We start from the raw sequence: 21,285 nt of genomic DNA on the forward strand, positions 1-21,285 counted from the left end.
TGCTCTCCCTGCTCTCCCTGTAATCATACTGCTACGGATTTCCAAAATGGAAATACCACCTTCCCATCATATCAATAGTGGAAAAACCCTTATCCACCGTAAAATAAACCCAAATTAAAGTAGGGTCTTTTCCATGAACAACAACCTATCTGAACTGCAGCAACGTTTTTACGACATCATCAACAACCCAAGTCTTTCACCAAAGCAAAAGAACCAGTTTCTTGCACTAGAAGCGGAAGCAAGCCTGCCTTACCTGTCAATCACTGACAGCATCGAGCAAGCAATGAAAGACGGTGTGATTTGTGACATGTTCGAAGGCCATGCGCCCTTCAAACCACGTTACGTGCTACCAGATTACGCAAAGTTCTTGTCGCAAGGTTCTGAGCACCTAGAACTTGCGCCAGCGGAAAACCTTGATGATGCACTGAACATGCTAAACATCATCTACCATCACGTTCCATCAGTGACCAACATCCCTGTGTATGTTGGCCAACTTGATGACGTTTTGATGCCGTATGTGGGCACACTGACAGAAGACGAAATCCACCAAAAAATTAAGCGCTTCTGGATCATGCTTGACCGCACCCTGCCTGATGCCTTCATGCACGCGAACATCGGCCCTGCTGACAACATCATCTGCCGCACCATCCTGCGCGTCGATGCTGAACTAAAACAAATCGCGCCAAACCTTACGTTCATGTATGACCCTGCTGTCACGCCAGACGATCTTCTTCGTCAAGCCACCAGCAACATCTGTGAATGCAGCAAGCCACACATTGCAAACTACCCAATGCATGCTGGCGCTTACGGTGACAAGCGATTCGGCATTGTGAGCTGCTACAACTCATTGCCATTGGCTGGCGGTTCAAACACCCTAGTACGTATGAACTTAAAAGAAGCGGCAAGCAAAGCAACAAACAGCGACGACTTCATCAACCATGTTCTGCCGACCTACAGCAAACTAATGGTTGAGCTGATGGACGTTCGCAGCACGTACCTGCATGAGTCATCAAACTTCTTCACCAACTTTCTTGCGACTGAAGGTCTGATTGAAGAAAGCCGCTTTGCGCCAATGTTCGGTATCTACGGCATGGCTGAGGCTGTAAACACCTTGTTCGAAAAAGACGGCAAGCAAGGCAAGTACGGTCACGACATCAGCGCTAACGAATTGGGCCACGCGATTTCTGCAAAGCTAGCTACTCTGGTTGACGAAAACCCAGTCAAACATGGTTACAACGGCAAAGCATTGCTGCACGCACAAGGCGGTATCAGTCTTGATTTGGACGCAACACCTGGCGTGCGTATTCCTTACGGTACTGAACCAGACCCTGTGACTTACGTGCATGCAACTGCGGGTCACCACAAGCATTACACCTCAGGCATCAGCGATATTCTGACGATTGATGAGACGGTAAAATCAAACCCAGAAGCGATGTTCAACCTGTGTAAAGGCGCAATCAATTCAGGCTATCGTGAGTTCACAGCGAACGTTGCATCAAACGATTTGGTTCGCGTCACGGGCTACATGATCAAACTGTCCGATATCGCGAAGTTTGATGACGAGGGTTCACGTAAGAACACCACGTGGTTGGGTGCAGAAGCATCGAAAAACACAGGGATTCTAAACCGTGCACCACGCGTAGTGAGCTTTGAATCAACGCCGGTTTACAAGTAATTACCGTTCATCGTTAAAGAGACCAAGAGAATGTCAGTCAAGCCAACGCAAAACGAAGCACTGGTCAGTCGTATTCTGACATTCTCTTGTGTTGATGGGCCAGGTAACCGTTTGGTGGTGTTTTTACAGGGATGCAATTTCGATTGCATCACGTGCCATAACCCGCACACCATCAATCACTGCACACATTGCGGCGATTGTGAGAAAAGCTGTCCAAGCGATGCCCTGTCTATCAGCTCACAGCAACGTGTGATCTGGCACGCTGACAAGTGCACGCATTGCGATCTTTGCATCGATGTGTGTCCAGACAAGTCCAACCCGAAAATCGTCCGCTACGGTGTGGATGACATGCTCGCACTCATTCGCCAACACCACTTTTTTCTGAACGGGATTACGATTTCTGGGGGCGAAGCCACCCTACAGTTGCCTTTCATCATCGCCCTATTTAAAGCGGTGAAATCCGATCCTGAGCTCGCACACCTCACCTGTTTTATCGACAGCAACGGTTCTCTATCACGCACAGGGTGGGAGCGCGTTTCCCCCTACCTTGATGGTGCCATGATCGATCTAAAAGCTTGGCAATCAGACACGCATTTGTGGCTCGTCGGCCGCGATAAACACCGCGTCATCGACACTATCGACTTATTGGCTGAGATGGGAAAACTGCACGAAGTGCGTTTGCTGCACATTCCGGGGAAAAGTGATTTAGACACCGAAGTCGATGCCGTGGGCGATTACCTCAACACTCTGCCTGAAGAGGTAAAGATCCGCCTAAACGCGTTTCAACATCACGGTGTGATTGGTGAAGCGCTGACGTGGGAGAAATGCAGTGAAAGTGAGATGACCCGCTTCCATGATTTGCTGTATTCGAAGATCAATCGCCCCATGCAATTGCCGACCATTTATACCTAAATCTCTGCCGTGTCGCCAACCAGTTGATCATGCAACCAACGACACGCTGGGTTGTTCAAACTCACGGTATTCCAGACCAAGCTATACGCCACTTGTCCGTAATCAAACGGCAAATGCTTTGCCACCAGCCCTTTCCCTTGCTGCGCCGTTTCTGCCCAACGCTTCGAACACGTAAACAAATATGGCGAGTGCTGACACATCAAGGCCGCCGAACCGAAATCCGCCACCATGGTTGCAATGTTTCTTGCTCCATGACGCTGCGTGAGTGTCTGTTCAAAATAAGGCTCTGCCAAGTCTTTATCAATCACGCGAATATGACGATAGCTTAGGTACTTTTCAATGGTCAGCTCTTCGTTAGCAAGTGGGTGACGGTGATTCATTAAACAAACCATTTCATCACTCAAAATCGCCTTCCACACTAAATTCTTGCTGTGCGTCGGTGGCTGGCTTATATCATGCGGCAGCAGCAGAAAATCTATCTTCCCGCTCAGTAATGCCTCAAAACTGAACTGCTCTTTGGTGGAGATAACCAACTGAGCATGGTCGCTCAATTGCTGAGAAATCTCTCCGATCTGCGGGGCGAAAAGCTCAAACGTACTTTCGCGCATCGACAAGGAAAGCGTGCCCGTGAAGGTCTCTGGCGCAAACTCCCCTTGCTGAAAAATACCATTAATGTTCGACAACACATTGTGGATCGCAGGGCCAATACTCAAGGCATATTGCGTGGGCGCGAGTTGATTCCCTGTACGAAAGAAAAGCTCGTCATTCAGCTGCGTTTTAAGTTGTGCCAACGCCTTGCTCACACTCGATGGCGTGACACACAAAATATTGGCTGTCGCCGTCACGCTATGCGTCATCAAGAGCACATGCATCACGGTTAAGTGTTTAACGCTAATGCGGGAAAGTGTCGCGTAATCCATCGAAGGCCATCATCATTCAAACAATCACGGCATAGCGTAGCCTTAAAGCCGCCCAAGCGGTAGAGATACACCTAAGTAACTTGGGTATATAAAAGCGCCAGACACAAAAAAGGCGCTGAATCAGCGCCTTTTCATCGGAAATCTGCTTCCCAAACTATGGGCGAGACAGATAATCCGCTTTACCTACCCATTTGTAGGTTGTCAGCTCCTCTAAGCCCATAGGGCCGCGAGCATGAAGCTTCTGGGTAGACACAGCAACTTCTGCGCCCAAACCGAACTGAGCGCCGTCTGTGAAGCGTGTAGAGGCATTCACGTACACAGCAGCAGAGCCTGCGCCATTGATGAAAGCTTCTGCTGCCATCAAATCGTTGGTCAAGATCGCATCTGAGTGACTAGCGTTGTGGTCACGCATATGCTGAAGCGCACCACGGACATCAGAAACCAATGCCACGCCTAGCGTGTAGCTCAGCCATTCCGTATCGAAATCGCCCTCGCCAGCTTCTTGAAGATCCGCCACACCGTTAAGCAATGGCATCGCTGCTTTCTCGGCAACAATCTTCAACGTGTTGTCGTTAAGCAGTGGCGTCAGCTTTTCAAACAATTCCGCCGCAATGTCTTTGTTCACGAGCAAAGTATCCAGCGCATTACACGCTGATGGGCGTTGCGCTTTCGCGTTGATGATCAAATCTAAAGCGCGATCGAGATCCGCTGTTTTATCCACGTACATGTGACTAATGCCAAAGCCGCCGATGATCACAGGGATAGTGCTGTTTTCTTTACACATTTTGTGCAAACCTGCACCACCGCGAGGGATGATCATATCCACGTAATCATCAAGACGAAGCAGTTCACCCACCAATTCACGATCCGGCTTTTCAATGTACTGAACAGACGAAGCAGGCAGATTAGCTTTTTCAAGCGCGGTTTGAATCACCTTCACCAACTCAACGTTAGAGTGGAAGGTTTCACGTCCACCGCGAAGAATGCTGGCGTTACCGGTTTTTAGGCACAGAGACGCGATATCAATCGTCACGTTAGGTCGCGCTTCATAAATCACGCCAATAACGCCAATGGGCTCACGACGGCGGCTCAACGTCATGCCGTTTTCCAGCACTTTACAATCCATTTCGCTGCCGACGGGGTCAGACAAAGAAATGACATTGCGCACGTCTGCGGCAATGCCCGCCAAACGTGATTCGTTGAGTAATAGACGATCAAGCATGGCCTCGGGCAAACCCGCCTCTCTGCCTGCATCGATGTCTTTCGCGTTCGCCGCTAAAATCGCCGCTGCGTTTGCCTCGAGTTCATCAGCGATCACTGCCAGCGCGTGGTTCTTTTGCGCTGTTGGTGCCGTCGCCAATGCATATGCAGCATCTTTCGCTGCACGTCCCATGCTCTGTAAACTGGTTGTTTGCAGACTCATTATCGCCTCTATTGCTTCGTCCTTTTAGATCGCGGAACAACCCACGATCTGATTAATCGATCACGACCAAATCATCGCAATGAATCGCGACAGGTCCATGTGCATAGCCCAGAATATCTTGAATGTCTTGGCTGTGTCGACCCGCAATCGCACTCAAGTCATTACTTGAATAGCGACAAATACCACGAGCAAGCTGCTTGCCCTGCTTATCACATACACGCGCAACAGCGCCGCGATCAAATGAGCCTTTCACTGATACGATGCCTTTTGATAGCAAACTACTGTGGCGTTCAACAACAGCAGAAGCCGCGCCCGCATCAATGATGATGTCACCCGCTGGCGGAGGACCAGCCAAGATCCAACGCTTACGGCTTTCTAACGGCGACTCAAGCGGCAGGAAGCGTGTGCCCGCCGGCTGGCCGTTTACCACGTGTTGAATCACTTCAGGGCGGCTACCCGCTGCAATGGTCACTTCAATGCCAGCACGGCGCGCCACGTCAGCGGCTTGCAACTTGGTCGCCATGCCGCCTGTGCCTAATCCACTGACACTGCCGCCAGCGAGCTGGTGTAGGGTTTCATCAATGGTGTGCACTTCACGAATCAGTTCGGCATCAGGGTTTGAGCGCGGATCAGCGGTAAACAATCCCGGCTGATCGGTCAAAAGAAGCAGTTTGTCTGCTTCGGCAAGAATGGCGACCAGTGCAGATAGGTTGTCGTTGTCTCCCACTTTGATCTCAGCGGTCGCAACGGCATCATTTTCGTTCACAACGGGAACAATGTTGTTGTCGAGCAAGGCTTGAAGCATATCGCGTGCATTCAAGTAACGTTCACGATCATCAAGGTCTGCACGGGTTAACAACATCTGACCGATGTGGATACCATAAATGTCGAACAGGCTTTCCCACTCTTGAATCAGACGACTCTGCCCCACTGCAGCAAGCATTTGCTTATTGGCAATGGTGTTGGCGAGTTTGGGATGATTTAGATGGTGACGGCCCGCTGCGATTGCACCAGACGTAACAACAATGACTTGATGCCCTTGACGAATGAGCATGGCACACTGACGCACAAGCTCGACAAGATGCGCCCGATCGATTTTGGTCGAGCCACCAGTAAGTACACTGGTGCCGAGTTTGACAACGATGGTCTGGCGATCTTGCTTATCACCAGCATCGGAAGTAACGGATGAAACGTATTCTTGGCCTGACATGATATTGATAACATAAAAGCAAATGAGCTCTTCTTTTATCAATCCCAGACCAAGATAACAAGTGAATAACGCAATCTCGTTACGATTCGAGACAAATCATCCGATTTATGCAGCAGAACCTAATTTTGGTTGCTTAAGTGTAGGAAGCGCGGTGATTTCTAATTGCAATTCACCTTCTACAAAATTGCAGATCTTTTTATAAAAAGCATCAAGCGATTCTGTGACTTCTTTATTGCACTTTTTCGGCACATTGTCCGATTGCCACTCACCTTCTGTATTGAATTTACCAAACTTGTAGGCGTATTCAAAACCGCCCTCTTTTGGCGTTAACTCAAGCCACCAGCCCCAAAATTCACGACTTTCAGGGGGTTTCTTTGCATTCACACAGGCAGACAAACAATCAAAAAAGTAACGTTCTTCTGTCGATTTGTTCTGTCGAAGGTACGGCCCAATTTGGGTAAAACGCGTTAGCAGCCTTCCGTGGGATAAGGTTTTGGTTTCTTCAGTCATAGCAAGATCCCTCAAGACGAGTCCAGTCTATTTATAATCAGTCTAATTTTGCTTACGTCGTTAGGCGTACAACTCAGAAATAACCATTTACAAAACTCGCCTAAAGTACGCAATGTTGTTTAACACTTAACCTTACTTGTATAACACGCAACCACCGAAAATTCGTGCTTAGAACCTCATGATTCTAAATTACGTCTTCATTTCGAGACATTGAGCAGATAATCATCACAAAGTTTTGGCGAACCACTTCATCGTTTCCAGCATCGCCCTGTGATATCCATCGTGAATGGGCTTATTTGGAAGCGTCATTGCTTTACCGCCATGGCTATATAATGCAGCTAATTGATTGTCGGTTTTCGGGCAAACCGGATCGTTTTCTAAATTCAATGCCAATACAGGTACTTTGGTGCGCCTGCCCGTAAGCAAACCTTGGTTTTTGAGCGACAACGCTTGAAGCTGAGTCAGCATTGAATCTGATGCACTGCCTTTCCCCATGCGCGAAGCAATGGAATCAAGGTACATAGCGGGAGCCGCATTCAGCTTTTTAATGTCCACCAACATGGCATGCAGCATACCGCCAATGGACACACAGGATTTCACTCGGTTTTGCTCGACGAACGCCATTCTCACCGCAGCATTCGCGGCGAATCGCACACCAAGAAAGCCCACACGGTGGTGATCGACCCAAGGCACAGACGCTAACTCATTCAACATGGCTTGATGAAGACGGCTACTATCTTCTGACAGATTCCAATGCGCACTTCGACCAATAGAGGGCATGTCAATGGTCAGCATTGCGATGTTTGCAGGGGCAAAATAGGTTTCAAACAACCGCCACAGGTCGGTTTGCAAGCTATCCAAACCACCACTCACAATTACCACAGGCAAAGGTGAATCGGTGTGAGGTAAATACAAGAAGCCTTCCAGCGCTTTACCATCAACCTTCGCAACCACACTCTTTACCTTGTATGGCAATTTGTCGATCGCGGAATGGAATGCCTTATTGGCTAACGTTTCAGCTTGAAGCGCCAAGGTATCCCCTTTGAGGTGAGGGTACCCTGCAATACTGAAATAGGTGCTCGTTCGCAGCCACGCATTCGCAGCAGCTTCTTTACTCCCTTTTTCGTCATATTCCTGTGCGATGCGTTGCTGACGCATCCCAGATTGCGTCCATTCATACGCCCAGTTTCCTGAGCGATAGCCCACCACCGTATCTAGCTGGTTGTCATGGGTTCTATCATTGTCAGATGCGGCAATGCGCGCCAAGGTCTCTTCCATATCAATAGGATCGACACCTTGCCAAACCCATTGAGGACGGCGTAACACGCGATACCAACGGCTATCACTGTCACCATCAATCGCATTATTCGATTCTTTTTTCGCTTTGGTGGTAGAGCCTACAATGGTCGATGTTTCTCTGGCGAATTTAGTTTGTTTGAAGAGCTTTACGGAAAGATTTTCGGAATCGGATGTGCTCACGGAACCACCCCTAATGTCGATGATTTAACTGGCATTAGTGTAAACCATGAGAGGAAGAAAGCTACAGAGCAGTTCTCGATATTGCAGTTTCAAAGAGAAACCAAGGAAAGTAACGAGAAACCCTAGAAAAATGCACAAGACTCACCATGTGCAAAGTAGATCAAATATCAACACATACAAAAAAAGCCCCTTTCGGGGCTTTTTCACTATCACATCGCACTAAGTAATATTAGCGCTTAGCAACAGGCTCAACAAACGTTACGCCCATGTCCCAAGGTTGCTCAATCCAGCAATCCTGAGCAATGTCGACAACGAAATCGTCAACAAGGTGTTTACCTGCTGGTTTCGCACACACGGTCACGAATTTCGCTTTTGGATACATTTCACGGATCACTTCTGCAGTGCCGCCAGTATCAACCAAATCGTCAACCACGATGAAGCCTTCGCCGTCACCTTCAGCTTTTTTGATAACACGCATATCACGCTGGTGATCATGGTCATAGCTAGAAATGCACACAGTATCAACGTGACGAATGCCTAGCTCACGAGCAAGAATCGCAGCAGGTACAAGACCTCCACGACTTACTGCAATAATCCCAGTCCATTGCTCTGCAGGTAACAATTTTTCAGCCAGTTGGCGGGTATACATTTGCATGTTGTCCCACGTGATAACAAACTTGTTGCTCATTTTAAAAAACCTCAGTGGCGACGGTCGCCATTTAACTCACAGATTCAATTGCGGCGTATTGTGGCTTACATAACAAATTTCAGCAAGAACAGCGCAGCAAGAACCCAAATACTAATAGGTACATCACGTCCTTTACCACTAAACGCTTTGATTGCGCAGTAAGAGATAAAGCCCAAGCCGATGCCGTGTGCGATTGAGTAGGTCAATGGCATCATCAAGCACACCACAACCACCGGTGCCGCTTCTGTCAGATCACGCCAGTTAACGCTCACCAAGCCAGACATCATAAGAATAGCAACGTAGAACAATGCACCTGCTGTCGCATAGGCTGGCACCATACCCGCCAATGGCGAGAACATCAGTGCCAACAAGAACAAAATACCGACGACGACTGCAGTCAAACCAGTACGGCCACCCGCAGCAACACCCGACACACTCTCAATGAATGACGTGGTGTTTGATGTACCCAAAACAGCACCTACTGTCGTTGCAGTACTGTCTGCCAATAGTGCGCGGTTCAAGCGAGGAAGTTTGCCGTCTTTGTCCATCAGTTCAGCTTTAGTAGCAACACCGACCAATGTGCCCGCTGTATCAAACAAATCAACAAACAAGAAGGCGAACACAACCGAAATCATGGCAACATCAAATGCGCCAGACAGGTCCATCTGCATGAAAGTAGGCGCGAGGCTTGGCGGCGCAGAAACGATACCTGCGTATTGCACATTGCCCGAAATCACCGAAATGGCCGTCACGATCAAGATAGCAATCATTACCGCGCCTTTAATGCCGCGATTTACCAAACCAATTGTCAGGAAGAAGCCCAAGGCTGCCATTGCAGGTGCGAACGCTGATAGATCGCCCATTGACACCAAGGTCGCTGGGTGCGCAACAACGATGCCAGAGTTCTGCAACGCGATAAGCGCCAAGAACATACCGATACCTGCTGAAATGCCCGTGCGCAAAGAGAGAGGTATAGAGTTTATGATTAACTCACGGACTTTAAACAGGCTCAACGCAATAAAGCAAAGACCAGAAAGGAACACAGCACCTAAAGCCACCTGCCATGAGTATCCCATTTGGAATACAACCGTGTAGGTGAAAAAGGCATTCAACCCCATACCTGGTGCCTGTGCTACCGGGTAGTTAGCAACGAGACCCATCACGAAACAGCCGATCGCCGCAGCCAAACAGGTCGCAACAAACACAGCGCCGCGATCCATGCCCGTTTCAGACAAGATGGCTGGGTTAACAAAGATGATGTAAGCCATAGTCAGGAAAGTGGTTAAACCTGCGATAACTTCGGTGCGTATATCAGTACCTTGCTCTTTTAATTTAAAAAGACGCTCAAGCATGGCTTTCGTTCCTTGGAAAGTGAGTGTGTCTGCCAATATTACGCAAACGTTTGGCTAAACGTTTGCGTCTGAATTTGACGCGAATCTTACTCGCCAATTATCGAAATTTCCAGCGTGAATTAAGTCACTCTGGCTTCAACTGTTGATGAATCAATCAGAGACACATCATATCGGCGAATTTTTGTCGCGTAAGCTCAATACTAGAGCCAAAAATCGATGATTAAATAGACAGGTGAGAAATTTGAGATATGCATAAACCCAACATCAAAAGAATGAGAAGCCTGCCGATAGCTTTGACAAAACGAGAGAAAATGAAGACAAAAAAAACGCCGCTATTTTAGCGGCGTCAGATTAAAACGTGGTTTCCAAATTAGAAACGAAATATCTGTATAGCGGGGGATGTATCAAATCATGCAAGTCATCTTACTTGCGTTTATACCCGAACGGTGCCGGATATTTAAAATTACCAGTGAACACAGAACCAGTGTTCCAGTAGCGACATGCAGAATTACCTTTCATACGGATTACCTCAAAAAATTTTCGTGAGAATGCAGCTTTAGTAAAGCTCGGTTCCATGGAGACGAAAATTTCGGGCTTATCCTTAAACATTGAAAGCGCATGGCTATGTTCTTGGGCGTCTTGCCCTTTCTTGAACGGTGGGATAATAGACGATTCGTGGTTTAATTACAACAATAAAAGAGATCTGGATCACATTAACAATCAAAAACTCGCAGTTAAGGTAATTTAATTACACAAACCACGAATATTCTCTGCGTTACATTCACTAACTAAAAGCAAAAGGTTTAGCTTCCATCCCATATTCATAGTGGTATGCTTTTAACAATGCATACTTTTACGTTACAAATTCTGATAATCAATAATAAGTCAGCATAAACAGCGTGCGAATTCTATTTCTTTGTTTTCTGGAGACAGCCAGTGTCTGAGATCAGCCAACTATCCCCGCAGCCTGTATGGCAGTTTTTCGATAAGATTTGTTCTATTCCTCATCCATCCAAACATGAAGAGCAACTGGCTCAATACATCATTGAATGGGCAACTCAGGAAGGTCTTGCGGTGCGTCGTGACGACGTAGGTAACGTCTTTATCAAAAAAGCAGCCACCCCGGGCATGGAAAATCGCAAAGGCGTCGTACTTCAAGCGCACATCGACATGGTGCCGCAGAAAAATGAAAACACCGACCATGACTTCACTGTCGATCCTATTCGTCCATACATCGATGGCGAATGGGTCACCGCTGACGGCACAACGCTTGGCTCAGACAATGGCATGGGCATGGCAGCATGTCTTGCGGTGCTGGCATCAAAAGACGTCGAGCACGGCCCACTCGAAGTGCTACTGACCATCGACGAAGAAGCCGGTATGACAGGTGCTTTCGGTTTACAAGAAGGCTGGTTGGAAGGTGACATCCTTTTGAACACAGATTCTGAGCAAGAAGGCGAAGTGTACATGGGATGTGCTGGCGGCGTAGACGCAGCCATTACCTTCGCACTTGAGCGAGAAAACTTGCCTTCAGGTTACGCGACCAAAACGTTGCAAATCAAGGGCCTAAAAGGCGGTCACTCCGGTTGTGATATTCACACTGGCCGTGCGAACGCGAACAAGTTGTTAGGTCGCTTTCTGGCAGGCCATAGCGAAGAGCTGGGTCTTCGCATTCTGTCTGTGCGTGGCGGTACACTGCGTAACGCTATCCCTCGTGAAGCATTTGCAGACGTTGCCGTTCCAGAAGAAAACGTTGAAAAGCTGGCATCATTGTTCGGCTACTATGAACAGTTGCTGAATCAAGAGTTGAGCGCCATCGAAACAAACTTGTCACTGTCCATCATCGAAGCAGATGCAGGTCAGCAAGCACTTACCTCTTCCGTTCAATATCGCATCATTGCAGCGATCAATGCATGTCCAAATGGCGTGATTCGCATGAGCGATGACATTGAAGGCGTGGTTGAAACGTCACTTAACCTTGGTGTTATTACGACCGAGCAATCCACCATGACGCTGCTATGCCTCATTCGTTCTTTGGCGGACAGCGGCCGTAGCTATGTTGAAAGCATGCTTCGTTCATTGGGTGAGTTGGCGGGTGCTGACGTGGCATTCTCAGGCGCGTATCCGGGTTGGAAGCCTGATCCTGACTCGGAAATCATGAAAGTGTTCCGCAATACTTATGAAGGCATTTACGGTCGCGTTCCTAACATTATGGTTATTCACGCAGGCCTAGAGTGTGGCTTGTTCAAAGAACCGTACCCGAACATGGACATGATTTCGTTTGGCCCAACCATCAAATTCCCGCATTCGCCAGACGAGAAGGTAAACATTGAAACCGTCGGTCTGTTTTGGGAGCAAATGGTCGCCATGCTTAAAGCTATCCCAGTGAAAGCATAACCAATACCTAAACACCCGATAGCAAAAGGGCACGTAACGTGCCCTTTTTACGACCAATCAAAACTGAGCTGGGAGACCTTACTGTCGTCAGTTGCAATCAACCCGACCGACAGACCAACAAGACGCACCCCTCGTCCATTCTGTCGCGATAGCGCTTCCACGAGAAGCTCAGGAAAAGCGTCTTCATCATATTTCCACTGACGATGCTCTACCGTCGTTTGCTGAAAATCAGAAAACTTGAGCTTTACGCCCTGCCTAGCAATCAGCAAATCAGGACAGACTCGCTTCAGACGGGTTTCAAGTTCTTCGTAAAGCGATGCCATCACGTCCATGCACTCCGATTCGGTTTGAATATCTTCGGGCAAGGTTCTTTCGACGCCGACTGATTTTCTTACGCGATGTGTTTCTACCTCTCGCTCATCGATGCCATGGCAACGATTCCAAAGCGATTGACCAAACTTACCAAAGCGAGAGAGCAATGTGTTCTTGTCGTAGGCTTGAACATCTTCGCCTTTGTAGAGTCCCATCTCATGAAGCTTTGCCAGCGTCACTTTTCCTACGCCAGGAATTTTTTCTAACGGTAGGGTTTTGACGAACGCCGCCACACCATCAGGTGTGATCACGTATTTTCCATCGGGTTTATTCAGGTCTGAGGCGACCTTAGCGATAAATTTAATCGGAGCAATGCCCGCTGACGCCGTTAAGCCAAGTTCTCGCTTAATGGTCTGGCGAATATCTTCAGCAATAAGGGTTGCAGAGCCTTGGAAAAGTAAGCAGTCACTCACATCCAAATAAGCTTCATCAAGTGATAAGGGCTCTATTTTGTCTGTATAACGTTCGAAAATGGCGCGTATTTGCTGTGATACGCTTTTGTATTTGGCCATTTCTCCGCGCACAACCGTAAGTGTCGGACACAGTTTTAACGCGTGTGCCGTCGCCATAGCAGAGCGCACACCAAACTTACGGGCTTCGTAGTTACACGTAGAAATAACGCCACGCCGTTTTTCTGATCCCCCAATAGCCAAGGGAATACCACGAAGTGACGGGTTATCTCGCATTTCAACAGCGGCATAAAAACAATCCATGTCGATATGGATAATCTTCTTCATAGCAAGAACGGCCCAAAACACTGTTTAGATAAACAGTGGTAATTATCTGCGCGAAATCGATATGATGCAAGTTTGTCGCCTTAAGAACCTTTCCTCATAGGACATTAAGAACAAAACCTCAGATTTCAGACACAAAAAAGGCCGCTCACAGCGACCTTTTAACAAGGTGGAATAGTTAGAGAATCTGATTCTTTTTCCACTCTTCAGCTTTCGCCGCACGCGCTTCGCGCTTTTTACGAGCGTCACATGGTTCTGGGCAATCACATTCTTTTTCAATGCCGATAGAGCCGAGACCGCCGCAACTGCCGCTGATCGTTTTTCGTTGAACAATGTAACCGATAGACATGCCTGCAATCACAAGCATGAAGACCGAAAACGTTATCAGATATACAGACATTTCATTACCCTTAACGTGTTAGATACTTTTTAAACGCGTCCGATGCGACTTCTTTGAAGCCATTATCCGTCTTTATGATGAAAAATGCGGCAATTTTTTCACTGTTCGCCAGTGTAAGTGCTTTGTCAGGCCCCATCACCATGAAGGCAGTAGAAAAGCCATCTGCCGTCATACATGACTTATCCAAGACAGTGACAGACACCAAGCGGTGATTAATAGGTTTTGCCGTAGCAGGATTAATCGTGTGCGAATAACGAACACCATTTTCCTCAAAATAGTTTCTGTAATCGCCCGACGTTGCCATTGCCATATCTCCAGGGGCAATGATCTCTTGAACGGTTTGTTGATCGTCGCTTGGTTTTTCGATCGCAATGCGCCAAGGCTGACCTTCCGCATTCACGCCTTTCAATTGAAGTTCACCGCCAATCTCAACCAGATAGTTACTCAAACCAAGTTCAGCCAGGTAATTTGCAATAACATCCACGCCAAACCCTTTTGCGATCGAGGAAAGATCAACATACAGGTCTGGGTTCGTTTTGATCAAAGACATACCATCCACAAAAAGATGATGAATCCCCGTCATCGCACGGCGCTCTGCGACTTGAGCATCGGTTGGTACGCGATCGGGTCTGCCTTCAGGGCCAAAACCCCATAGGTTAACCAAAGGCCCGACAGTAACATCCAGTGCCCCACCTGATAGCTTATTGATGCGAATCGCTTCGCTCATCACCGTCGCCGTATCTTTTGATACCGTAAACGGTGAATCATCTTTGTGTTGGTTAAACTGACTCAGTTCAGACGTCTTACGGTAGGTCGACATTTGATCATTCACCAACTCCAAACGCTTATCAATTTCCACTTGGATGTCAGATGCACTCGGCAATGTCACATCGTTCAAAAACTTAACCGAGTAATAGGTTCCCATTGTGGAACCTGTTAAGTGCGTTTGTTTCGGCGTTTGATCGCAGCCTGCCAGAACCAATAAGGCGCTAACAATAAGACCGGCAGACAACAGGAATTTTTTCATTACTTTATCCGGTTTTGGAAAGAGAGGCATTAGAACGCAATACGTTGCGGCCATAGCCATCAACACAACAGCATTCGAATACCAATCACAGTATATATTTAGCGAACATGACGATGTAAATCGAAGAAAATCAGAATGATTTATGGCACTTACATTTTGGTTCTCTTAAATAACTTCTGTGATTGGTATGGTATTTACGCAAAATGGCTGACCCTAAGGCCAGCCATTGTTCTTTCAGACGTGGTGTAACTTAGCCACCGAAGTCATCAAGTAGGATGTTTTCATCTTCAACACCCAGATCTTTCAGCATGCCGATCACAGCTGCGTTCATCATTGGAGGACCACACATGTAGAACTCACAATCTTCAGGCGCATCGTGATCTTTCAAGTAGTTCTCGAACAACACGTTGTGGATGAAGCCTGTTAGACCTTCCCAGTTATCTTCTGGAAGCGGATCTGACAGCGCACAATGCCACTGGAAGTTAGGGTTCTCTGCTTGAAGACCATCAAAATCTTCTACATAGAACATCTCACGCTTAGAACGTGCACCGTACCAGAAAGACATCTTACGGCTAGACTTCAAACGCTTAAGCTGATCGAAGATATGCGAACGCATTGGTGCCATACCAGCACCACCACCAACGAATACCATTTCAGCTTCAGTGTCTTTCGCGAAGAACTCACCGAATGGACCAGAGATCGTACACTTATCACCTTCTTTCAACGACCAGATGAACGAAGACATGATGCCTGGAGCAACTTCTGGGTTGTTAGGTGGTGGCGTCGCAATACGCACGTTCAGCATGATAATGCCAAACTCTTCTGGGTAGTTCGCCATTGAGTATGCGCGGATAGTTTCTTCGTTAACCTTAGACTCATAACGGAATAGGTTAAACTTGTCCCAATCTTCACGGTACTCTTCTGGTACATCAAAGTCAGCGTACTTGATGTGGTGCGCTGGTGCTTCAATCTGGATGTAACCACCTGCACGGAAAGGTACAGATTCGCCATCAGGGATTTGAAGCTTAAGCTCTTTGATGAAGGTTGCTTTGTTATCGTTAGAGATAACAGCACATTCCCACTTCTTAACACCGAAGATTTCTTCTGGAAGCTCGATGTCCATGTCGGTTTTCATTGCAACCTGACATGCTAGACGTTCGCCTTCACGCGCTTCACCTTTGCTGATGTGATCAAGTTCAGTTGGCAGAATATCACCGCCGCCCGATTTGATTTTCACGCGACACTGGCCACAAGAACCACCGCCACCACATGCAGAAGAGACGAATACGCCTGCACCTGCAAGCGCACTTAGCAGCTTGCCGCCAGGCTGTGTAACGATAGCTAAAGAGTCATCGCCGTTTACAGATATGGTGATGTCACCTGATGGTACTAGCTTGGATTTGGCGAATAGAATCACCAGTACCAGAGCCAGTACAATTAGAGTAAACATCACTACACCAAGAATAATGTCCATTGACTATTCCTTATTTCGCGGTTTACCCGACTTACAGTTGAACACCGGAGAAAGACATAAAGCCCAGCGCCATCAAACCTACAGTGATAAAGGTAATACCTAGACCACGAAGTGCAGGAGGTACATCTGAGTACTTCATCTTTTCACGAATACCTGCCAGCGCAACAATCGCTAGCATCCAGCCCACACCAGAGCCGAAACCGTAAACCACAGACTCTACGAAGTTGTAGTCACGTTGAACCATGAAAGATACACCACCAAAGATTGCACAGTTAACTGTGATCAATGGAAGGAAGATACCCAGTGCGTTGTATAGCGGCGGGAAAAAGCGGTCCAGAACCATTTCTAGGATCTGTACCAAAGCCGCGATAACGCCGATGAAAGTGATGAAGTTCAGGAAGCTAAGATCCACGCCTTCAACAATCGCACCGTTTCTTAGTACAAAGTTGTAAATCAGGTTGTTAACCGGAACGGCCACAGACAGTACTACGATTACCGCAACACCAAGACCGAACGATGTTTTAACTTTCTTAGATACAGCCAAGAAAGTACACATACCCAGGAAGAAAGAAAGTGCCAGGTTTTCGATGAAGATCGAACGGACCAGCAGGCTGATGTAATGTTCCATTACGTCCTTACTCCTTCGCTTCTATTTGTTCAGGTTTGAACGTACGTACAATCCAGATCAGGAAGCCGATCAGGAAGAATGCTGATGGTGCCAGAAGCATCATACCGTTTGGCTGGTACCAACCGCCTTCTGAAGTCAGAGGCAATACAGACATACCAAACAGCTTGCCTGAGCCCAAAAGCTCACGGAAGAAGCCGACAGAGATCAGAACGAAACCGTAACCCAAACCGTTACCGATACCATCAATGAAAGATGGAAGTGGCGCTGATTTCATTGCGTATGCTTCAGCACGACCCATTACGATACAGTTAGTGATGATCAGACCAACGAATACTGACAACTGCTTAGAGATGTCGTAAACGTATGCTTTAAGGATCTGGTCAACAACGATTACCAGCGAGGCGATGATCGCCATCTGCACGATAATACGCACTGAGTTAGGGATATGATTGCGAATCGCCGAAACGAACAAGTTAGAGAAAGCGGTAACGAATACTACCGCTAGCGTCATAACAAATGCTGTTTCTAGCTTAGTGGTAACCGCTAGCGCAGAACACACACCTAGCACTTGAAGTGCAATAGGGTTGTTGTCTAGTAGTGGGCCCCACAGATTCTGTTTAAGTTCTTTAGTGTTAGCCATTGTTCAGGCCTCCTTCACGAACTTTAGTCAGGAATGGTCCGAAACCATTGTCTCCCAACCAGAAGTCAAAGGTGTACTGAACACCGTTACCAGTCAGAGTAGCCCCAGACAGACCGTCAACACCATGGATATCTCCAGGTTGAGCGCCGCCTTTTACGATACGAATCGCTGGTTTACCCTGCTCGTCAAACAGCTTCTTACCTTCGAACTGTGAACGCCAGCGTGGGTTTTCGACTTCGCCACCCAGTCCTGGAGTTTCACCTTGTTGGTAGTAAGAGATGCCGCCAACGGTGTTGCCATCGGTTTCAACTGCAACGAACGCATACATCATCGACCAAAGACCGTTACCGTGCATTGGAAGAATGATTTCGCTCGTTTTGCCTTCTGCGTCTTTCACCAAGTAAATTTTCGCTAGGTTGGCGCGACGGCCAATACCACCGAAGTCTTGGTCTGCTGGAAGCAGAACCGACTCAGCTGGGTCATTGGCAGCAAGACGTTGATTGTACTTCGCAGCTTCTGCTTCAGTACCCACCATCTCGCCTGTTGCCAAATCAACCAACTGCGGTTGAATGAATTTGCCAAAGGCTGCTTGAATGTCACCGTCAGCATCGATGCCGGCAACAGAAAGGATGTTGCGCTGTACGTCTAGAACGGCATTTTTCTCTTGCAAAGGACGCAGAGAAACCGCCGCGAAAGATACCACGACTGAACACACAAGGCTCAGCGCGATAACTACGGTCAGCGTTTTTTTAATGCTATCGTTATTGCTTGACACGAGCCAGCCTCCGTTTGATGTTGCCCTGAATGACCAGGTTGTCGAACAGCGGGGCAAACAGGTTCGCGAACAGAATCGCCAGCATCATACCTTCTGGGTATGCTGGGTTAACAACACGAATCATAACTGCCATCGCACCAATCAGAATGCCATACCACCATTTTGCTTTATTGGTGAATGAGGCTGAAACTGGATCGGTCGCCATGAACATCATACCGAACGCAAAACCACCTAGAACCAAATGCCAGTGCCAAGGCATGCTGAACATTGGGTTAGTGCTTGAGCCAACGATGTTGAACAAGGTCGCAGTAGCAACAAGACCAATCATGGTACCTACGATGATGCGCCATGATGCAATACGCATCGCAACGATCATTGCACCACCAATGATGATAGCCAGTGTTGATACTTCACCGATTGAACCTGGAATGTTACCGATGAACGCGTCCATCCAAGAAATCGAGTTACCCGTGACGTTATGAACCAGCGCGCCTTGACCGCCTGCAGCCCATTGGCTCAGTGCAGTTGCACCAGAGAAGCCATCAGCAGCAGTCCAAACCAAGTCACCTGAAATCTGTGCAGGGTATGCAAAGAACAGGAATGCACGACCAGCAAGTGCTGGGTTCAAGAAGTTACGTCCGGTACCACCGAAGATTTCTTTCGCAACAACAACACCGAAGGTAATACCTAGCGCTGCTTGCCATAGCGGAAGCGTTGGCGGAACAATCAAAGCAAACAGAATAGAGGTAACGAAGAAACCTTCGTTAACTTCATGCTTGCGGACCATACAGAAAAGGACTTCCCAGAAACCACCGACAAGGAACACTGTCGCGTAGATTGGTAGGAAGTAGGTCGCACCAAGAATCATCTTGCTTGCCCAGCCGGCATCGGCTTGGAGGGTGCCACCAAACATCTGTGTTAGCCAGTAGTGCCAGTTACCATCAATGATTGAGGTAAGTTGGTCGCCACTGTACATGGCATTCAGTGCCATGACGGTTTGGTTACCTGTGTTGTACATGCCGAAGAACATGGCAGGGAACACAGCAATCCACACCATGATCATGATGCGTTTTAGGTCGATACTGTCACGAACATGCGCACCGCGATGTGTCACTGTACCTGGGGTGTAAAGCAAGGTTGCTACTGCTTCATACAGCGCAAACCATTTTTCATGCTTACCACCAGGTTCAAAATGCGGTTCGATGTCTTCCAGATATTTTTTTAGGCTCATCAGTTACCCTTCCTTCTCAATTTGATCAAGGCACTCGCGAAGCATCGGGCCAAAATCGTATTTGCCAGGGCAAACAAAGGTACACAGAGCTAAATCTTCTGAATCAAGTTCCAATGCACCTAACTGAACCATGCTGTCCAAATCACCTGCACAGATGTCTCGAAGTAACATGGTTGGCTCAATGTCCAGAGGCATAACACGTTCGTAGTTACCAATTGGCACCATTGAACGCTCACTACCATTGGTAGTGGTTGTCATGTTGAACAGCTGGCCTTTGAAGAACTGGCTCAGGAACGCACGGGTTACAGAGAACTTGTTTTTGCCTGGAACAATCCAGCCAAACAGTTCTTTCTCACGGCCTTCTCGAAGCGCACTCACCTGCAGGTGGAAGCGACCAAGGAAACCATGAGCACCGCCAGCATCTGTACCGCTTAGTACGGAACCAGAAATAAGACGGATTTCTCCAGGCATCAATTCATTGTCAGTAAGATCATTGATTGACGCACCGACTTGTGTGCGAATTAGGCGAGGGTTGTTTACCACAGGGCCTGCCAAAGAGATTACGCGATCAGTGTAAATTTCACCGGTTAGGAAAAGTTTACCGAACGCAATAACGTCTTGGTAGTTCAGGTGCCAAACTTGCGCTTCCAAGCCTGCAGGGCGAAGGAAATGGATGTGAGTACCAACCAAACCTGCTGGGTGAGGACCGTTGAACACGTGTTCTTCGACATTAGATTGTGAGCTACGCGGAAGGCTTGATTCACCTTTACATACGAACACTTTATTGTCAGTTAGACGTGAAAGAACATCCAAACCAGCAACGAATGCTTCTTGCTGCTCATTGATAATTTGCTCTGGATTTGCAGCCAGAGGGTTGGTATCAATTGCTGTAACGAATACAGCCGCAGCCTTCGCATCTACTGCCGGGCTTTTGCTGAATGGACGGGTTCGAAGCGCTGTCCAAGCACCAGATTCAACAAGTTGTTCTACAACAACTTGACGGTCTAGGCCTGCAATTTCAGAGGCTTCGTACTTATTGAAAGTGACTTGCTCATTGCCTTCGACTTCGATGACAACCGACTGAAGAACACGTTTCGCACCGCGGTTAACTTCAACCACAGTACCTGCAGCAGGTGCAGTAAATTTAACGCCAGCATTCTTTTTGTCTTCAAAAAGCATCTGACCTTTCTTTACTACATCGCCAACACGAACATGCATCGTTGGACGCATGCCAACGTACTCTTCGCCAAGCAAGGCAACTGTTTTGATGGCTGGGCCATCATTAATCACCTGAGTAGGAGTCCCTGAAATGGGGATATCCAAACCCTTTTTTATTGTAATCATACGCACTTGCACTACATTAACGGGAAAAAGAATTCTGTTATTGCGCAGTTAATACACGACTTTCCACTGTCTGGCTGAACAACGAAATTATTCA

19 protein-coding genes are annotated in these 21,285 nt (G+C 47.6%); 3 read left to right on the plus strand and 16 right to left on the minus strand.

The annotated features are described in order from the left end of the window. Positions 1 to 133 precede the first annotated feature (133 nt). Together BCT27_RS06125 and BCT27_RS06130 are read left to right on the plus strand one after the other, a co-directional pair. Positions 134 to 1,675: a YjjI family glycine radical enzyme gene (locus BCT27_RS06125; protein WP_102395329.1), complete on the plus strand. Its 1,542-nt coding sequence runs from the start codon at positions 134 to 136 to the stop codon at positions 1,673 to 1,675. 30 nt (positions 1,676 to 1,705) lie between these two features. Continuing rightward, the gene (locus BCT27_RS06130; protein WP_102395330.1) at positions 1,706 to 2,587 is read left to right on the plus strand and encodes a YjjW family glycine radical enzyme activase; all 882 of its coding nucleotides are present in this window, start codon (positions 1,706 to 1,708) and stop codon (positions 2,585 to 2,587) included. Here BCT27_RS06130 and BCT27_RS06135 read toward each other — a convergent pair. From BCT27_RS06135 to BCT27_RS06165, 7 genes are all read right to left on the minus strand, one after another. After that, the gene (locus tag BCT27_RS06135; RefSeq protein WP_102318407.1) at positions 2,584 to 3,507 is read right to left on the minus strand and encodes a LysR family transcriptional regulator; all 924 of its coding nucleotides are present in this window, start codon (positions 3,505 to 3,507) and stop codon (positions 2,584 to 2,586) included. The two genes, BCT27_RS06130 and BCT27_RS06135, sit on opposite strands and share 4 nt — an antisense overlap. Positions 3,508 to 3,661: 154 nt before the next feature. Then, entirely contained in the window at positions 3,662 to 4,930 is a 1,269-nt protein-coding gene (locus tag BCT27_RS06140; protein ID WP_102395331.1) for a glutamate-5-semialdehyde dehydrogenase, read from the minus strand. A gap of 52 nt (positions 4,931 to 4,982) precedes the next feature. Continuing rightward, positions 4,983 to 6,140 (minus strand): glutamate 5-kinase, encoded by a 1,158-nt coding sequence (gene proB / locus BCT27_RS06145; RefSeq protein ID WP_102318462.1) that lies wholly within the window; start codon positions 6,138 to 6,140, stop codon positions 4,983 to 4,985. Between the two features lie 105 nt (positions 6,141 to 6,245). Continuing rightward, positions 6,246 to 6,650 (minus strand): sigma factor-binding protein Crl, encoded by a 405-nt coding sequence (gene crl, locus BCT27_RS06150; protein ID WP_102318409.1) that lies wholly within the window; start codon positions 6,648 to 6,650, stop codon positions 6,246 to 6,248. 225 nt (positions 6,651 to 6,875) lie between these two features. Then, complete coding sequence (gene frsA, locus BCT27_RS06155; protein WP_102389706.1) at positions 6,876 to 8,129, minus strand: esterase FrsA; 1,254 nt, start codon at positions 8,127 to 8,129, stop codon at positions 6,876 to 6,878. Positions 8,130 to 8,358: 229 nt separating this feature from the next. Further along, positions 8,359 to 8,817 (minus strand): xanthine phosphoribosyltransferase, encoded by a 459-nt coding sequence (gene gpt, locus BCT27_RS06160; protein ID WP_102318411.1) that lies wholly within the window; start codon positions 8,815 to 8,817, stop codon positions 8,359 to 8,361. 65 nt (positions 8,818 to 8,882) lie between these two features. Continuing rightward, a complete protein-coding gene (locus BCT27_RS06165) occupies positions 8,883 to 10,169 on the minus strand; it encodes an NCS2 family permease (protein ID WP_102318412.1) in 1,287 nt (428 codons plus the stop codon). Between the two features lie 936 nt (positions 10,170 to 11,105). Between BCT27_RS06165 and BCT27_RS06170 the strand changes: the two genes are divergently transcribed. Then, positions 11,106 to 12,566 carry an aminoacyl-histidine dipeptidase gene (locus tag BCT27_RS06170; RefSeq protein ID WP_102395332.1) on the plus strand — a complete coding sequence of 487 codons (1,461 nt, stop codon included), beginning with the start codon at positions 11,106 to 11,108 and terminating at the stop codon, positions 12,564 to 12,566. A 47-nt stretch (positions 12,567 to 12,613) separates the two neighbouring features. Here the strand turns inward: BCT27_RS06170 and dinB are convergent, their stop codons facing one another. The 9 genes from dinB to BCT27_RS06215 all read right to left on the minus strand — a co-directional run bounded on the left by dinB (position 12,614) and on the right by BCT27_RS06215 (position 21,191). After that, positions 12,614 to 13,675 (minus strand): DNA polymerase IV, encoded by a 1,062-nt coding sequence (gene dinB / locus BCT27_RS06175; RefSeq protein WP_102395333.1) that lies wholly within the window; start codon positions 13,673 to 13,675, stop codon positions 12,614 to 12,616. A 175-nt stretch (positions 13,676 to 13,850) separates the two neighbouring features. Further along, positions 13,851 to 14,072, minus strand: a complete 222-nt coding sequence (gene nqrM, locus BCT27_RS06180) for a (Na+)-NQR maturation NqrM (RefSeq protein WP_017011327.1) — start codon at positions 14,070 to 14,072, stop codon at positions 13,851 to 13,853. A gap of 10 nt (positions 14,073 to 14,082) precedes the next feature. Then, a complete protein-coding gene (locus BCT27_RS06185; RefSeq protein WP_102395334.1) occupies positions 14,083 to 15,099 on the minus strand; it encodes an FAD:protein FMN transferase in 1,017 nt (338 codons plus the stop codon). Positions 15,100 to 15,349: 250 nt separating this feature from the next. Beyond that, positions 15,350 to 16,573, minus strand: coding sequence for an NADH:ubiquinone reductase (Na(+)-transporting) subunit F (nqrF, locus tag BCT27_RS06190; RefSeq protein ID WP_102318416.1), 1,224 nt, complete (start codon positions 16,571 to 16,573; stop codon positions 15,350 to 15,352). Between the two features lie 31 nt (positions 16,574 to 16,604). Beyond that, entirely contained in the window at positions 16,605 to 17,201 is a 597-nt protein-coding gene (gene nqrE, locus BCT27_RS06195) for an NADH:ubiquinone reductase (Na(+)-transporting) subunit E (RefSeq protein ID WP_017011330.1), read from the minus strand. A gap of 7 nt (positions 17,202 to 17,208) precedes the next feature. Continuing rightward, positions 17,209 to 17,841, minus strand: a complete 633-nt coding sequence (locus BCT27_RS06200; RefSeq protein WP_102318417.1) for an NADH:ubiquinone reductase (Na(+)-transporting) subunit D — start codon at positions 17,839 to 17,841, stop codon at positions 17,209 to 17,211. Beyond that, positions 17,834 to 18,616, minus strand: a complete 783-nt coding sequence (locus BCT27_RS06205; protein ID WP_102318418.1) for a Na(+)-translocating NADH-quinone reductase subunit C — start codon at positions 18,614 to 18,616, stop codon at positions 17,834 to 17,836. Before BCT27_RS06205 ends, BCT27_RS06200 begins: the two co-directional genes overlap by 8 nt. Further along, positions 18,603 to 19,847, minus strand: coding sequence for an NADH:ubiquinone reductase (Na(+)-transporting) subunit B (locus tag BCT27_RS06210; RefSeq protein ID WP_102318419.1), 1,245 nt, complete (start codon positions 19,845 to 19,847; stop codon positions 18,603 to 18,605). The genes BCT27_RS06205 and BCT27_RS06210 overlap by 14 nt, the downstream gene beginning before the upstream one ends. Before the next feature lie 3 nt (positions 19,848 to 19,850). Then, positions 19,851 to 21,191 carry a Na(+)-translocating NADH-quinone reductase subunit A gene (locus BCT27_RS06215; protein WP_102318420.1) on the minus strand — a complete coding sequence of 447 codons (1,341 nt, stop codon included), beginning with the start codon at positions 21,189 to 21,191 and terminating at the stop codon, positions 19,851 to 19,853. Positions 21,192 to 21,285 lie beyond the last annotated feature (94 nt).

This window comes from Enterovibrio norvegicus (assembly GCF_002876705.1).
GTDB classification, from domain to species: domain Bacteria; phylum Pseudomonadota; class Gammaproteobacteria; order Enterobacterales; family Vibrionaceae; genus Enterovibrio; species Enterovibrio norvegicus_B.

Excerpts from the sequence above, each read along its gene's own strand:
- BCT27_RS06125 (WP_102395329.1), top strand. The coding sequence starts at position 134 with ATGAACAACAACCTATCTGAACTGCAGCAACGTTTTTACGACATCATC.
- BCT27_RS06130 (WP_102395330.1), top strand. The coding sequence starts at position 1,706 with ATGTCAGTCAAGCCAACGCAAAACGAAGCACTGGTCAGTCGTATTCTG.
- BCT27_RS06135 (WP_102318407.1), bottom strand. The coding sequence starts at position 3,507 with ATGGATTACGCGACACTTTCCCGCATTAGCGTTAAACACTTAACCGTG.
- BCT27_RS06140 (WP_102395331.1), bottom strand. The coding sequence starts at position 4,930 with ATGAGTCTGCAAACAACCAGTTTACAGAGCATGGGACGTGCAGCGAAA.
- proB (WP_102318462.1), bottom strand. The coding sequence starts at position 6,140 with ATGTCAGGCCAAGAATACGTTTCATCCGTTACTTCCGATGCTGGTGAT.
- crl (WP_102318409.1), bottom strand. The coding sequence starts at position 6,650 with ATGACTGAAGAAACCAAAACCTTATCCCACGGAAGGCTGCTAACGCGT.
- gpt (WP_102318411.1), bottom strand. The coding sequence starts at position 8,817 with ATGAGCAACAAGTTTGTTATCACGTGGGACAACATGCAAATGTATACC.
- BCT27_RS06165 (WP_102318412.1), bottom strand. The coding sequence starts at position 10,169 with ATGCTTGAGCGTCTTTTTAAATTAAAAGAGCAAGGTACTGATATACGC.
- dinB (WP_102395333.1), bottom strand. The coding sequence starts at position 13,675 with ATGAAGAAGATTATCCATATCGACATGGATTGTTTTTATGCCGCTGTT.
- nqrM (WP_017011327.1), bottom strand. The coding sequence starts at position 14,072 with ATGTCTGTATATCTGATAACGTTTTCGGTCTTCATGCTTGTGATTGCA.
- BCT27_RS06185 (WP_102395334.1), bottom strand. The coding sequence starts at position 15,099 with ATGAAAAAATTCCTGTTGTCTGCCGGTCTTATTGTTAGCGCCTTATTG.
- nqrF (WP_102318416.1), bottom strand. The coding sequence starts at position 16,573 with ATGGACATTATTCTTGGTGTAGTGATGTTTACTCTAATTGTACTGGCT.
- nqrE (WP_017011330.1), bottom strand. The coding sequence starts at position 17,201 with ATGGAACATTACATCAGCCTGCTGGTCCGTTCGATCTTCATCGAAAAC.
- BCT27_RS06200 (WP_102318417.1), bottom strand. The coding sequence starts at position 17,841 with ATGGCTAACACTAAAGAACTTAAACAGAATCTGTGGGGCCCACTACTA.
- BCT27_RS06210 (WP_102318419.1), bottom strand. The coding sequence starts at position 19,847 with ATGAGCCTAAAAAAATATCTGGAAGACATCGAACCGCATTTTGAACCT.
- BCT27_RS06215 (WP_102318420.1), bottom strand. The coding sequence starts at position 21,191 with ATGATTACAATAAAAAAGGGTTTGGATATCCCCATTTCAGGGACTCCT.